This window comes from Streptomyces niveiscabiei, assembly GCF_001419795.1.
Taxonomy (GTDB): Bacteria; Actinomycetota; Actinomycetes; order Streptomycetales; family Streptomycetaceae; genus Streptomyces; species Streptomyces niveiscabiei.
This window is the reverse complement of sequence record NZ_LIRL01001297.1, coordinates 1-1,631: the sequence shown is the minus strand read 5'-3', so window position 1 is coordinate 1,631 and position 1,631 is coordinate 1. Positions and strand designations below refer to the sequence as shown.

Annotated in this window: 1 protein-coding gene and 1 pseudogene; both read left to right on the top strand. The window is 77.2% G+C overall.

Annotation, left to right across the window (positions count from 1 at the left end):
• Positions 1-71: 71 nt before the first annotated feature.
• The gene (locus AOK24_RS43305) at positions 72-1,337 is read left to right on the top strand and encodes a DegT/DnrJ/EryC1/StrS family aminotransferase (RefSeq protein WP_079057282.1); all 1,266 of its coding nucleotides are present in this window, start codon (positions 72-74) and stop codon (positions 1,335-1,337) included.
• Positions 1,330-1,631: pseudogene (locus tag AOK24_RS43300) on the top strand (lipopolysaccharide biosynthesis protein); the annotation flags it as partial. The gene AOK24_RS43305 and the pseudogene AOK24_RS43300, both read left to right, overlap by 8 nt.

Below are 1,631 nucleotides of genomic sequence, written 5' to 3'. Positions count from 1 at the left end.
GGTCGGCGGGTCGTGGCGTACGGCCGGGCGGGGCGGGAGCAGGGACCCGGCTCGCGCGGCTGGAAGCGACGATGCGCGGCAGACTCGGCCGGGAATGCGTGTACGTGCCGTCGTGCCGGTTCGGGCTGTACGTGGCGTTGCGCCACTGGTGCCCGCCCGGCGGACGGGTCCTGATGTCGCCGGTCAACGACGACGTGATCTTCTTCGTGGTGCTCGCGGCGGGCCTCAGGCCCGTCCAGGCGCCCCTGAGGCCGCTGGACGCGTCGATCGACGTGGACGCGGTCCCGGAGGCCACCTGGGGCACCCTGTCCGCCGTCCTGACGACGAACCTGTACGGCAACCCGGACGACGCCCCGCGCCTGCGCGCGAGGTGCGACGCGCTGGGCATCCCGCTGTTCGAGGACGGCGCGCACGCGATCGGCAGCGAGATCGGCGGCAGGGCCGTCGGCGGGTGGGGCGACGCCTCCGTGTTCAGCCTGTCGAAGCACGTCGGCGCGAAGGCGGGCGGGTTCCTGTCCTGCGCGGACCCGGACCTGCGCGCCGCCCTGGAGCAGGCCCGCGAGGACCTGCTGCTTCCCGCGCGGCCGACGGCCGAACTGGCGTACGCCGTACGGCCGTACGCGGAGGCCGCCGTACGGGGCCTCGGCCTGCGCGGGGCCGCCTGGGCCGTCCTGCGCGCGCTCGGGCGGATGGAGCGCGAGGAGATCCGGATGCCGCTGCGGCCGGCGGACCTCACGCGCGCGGGCGCCGCGGCCCCCGGCCTCGACGCGTACGACCCGTGGGTCCGCGTCGACATGCACGACTACCGCCTGCGCGCCGGAAACGGCCGCCTCGCGCGCGTGGGGCGCAAGCTGGACCGTCTGGACGGCGTCCTGACGGCCTGCCGGGAAGGGACGGAGCGTCTCCTCGCGACGCCGTGGGCGCGCGCGGGCGACGGCCCGCCGCAGCCCCTCTTCCGGGTCCCCCTGTTCGTCGCGGACCGGGACGCCGCGCGGGAGGCGCTCGCGCGCCGGGGGATCGTCGTCGGGTACCTGTACGACCCGCCGCTGGACGACTACGCGGGCGCGGAGTTCACGGACGTGTCGCCGGACCCGTCCGGGGCGCGCTGGTTCGCGCGGCACGCGCTGCCGGCCGACCCCCTGCGCGCGCGTGAGGTGGTCGCGGCGCTGAGGGAGGCGGGGGTGCGGCCGGCGGGGGAGGCGCCTGTGCGCGCGCCGGGCAACGAACAGTCTGTGCGGGCGGTCGGCGCGGAGGCGCCCGTGCGCGCGCCGTCTCCCGGCACGGCCCTCCGGACGGAGGCACCTCGCGGGCCGTCCCCCGGAGCGAGCCGTGACTGAGACGCGGGCCGAGCCCAGACAGCGCGCGGCGACGGGCGCGCGTACGGAGGCGAGAACCGCGCCCGCGCGCGGGGGCCCCGACTCCCTCTTCCGGAACGCCTACTTCCTGATGCTCAGCACCGGCGTCTCCGCCGTCCTGGGCCTCGGGTTCTGGCTGGTCGCCGCCCGCTACTACTCCGAGGAGGCCGTCGGCCAGGGCTCCGCCGCCATCGCCGCGATGCGCCTGCTCGCGAGCATCACGGCGACGACGATGATCGGCGCGGTCGTCCGGTTCGTCCCGCGCGCGGGACGGGC

Excerpts from the sequence above, each read along its gene's own strand:
- AOK24_RS43305 (WP_079057282.1), top strand. The coding sequence starts at position 72 with ATGCGCGGCAGACTCGGCCGGGAATGCGTGTACGTGCCGTCGTGCCGG.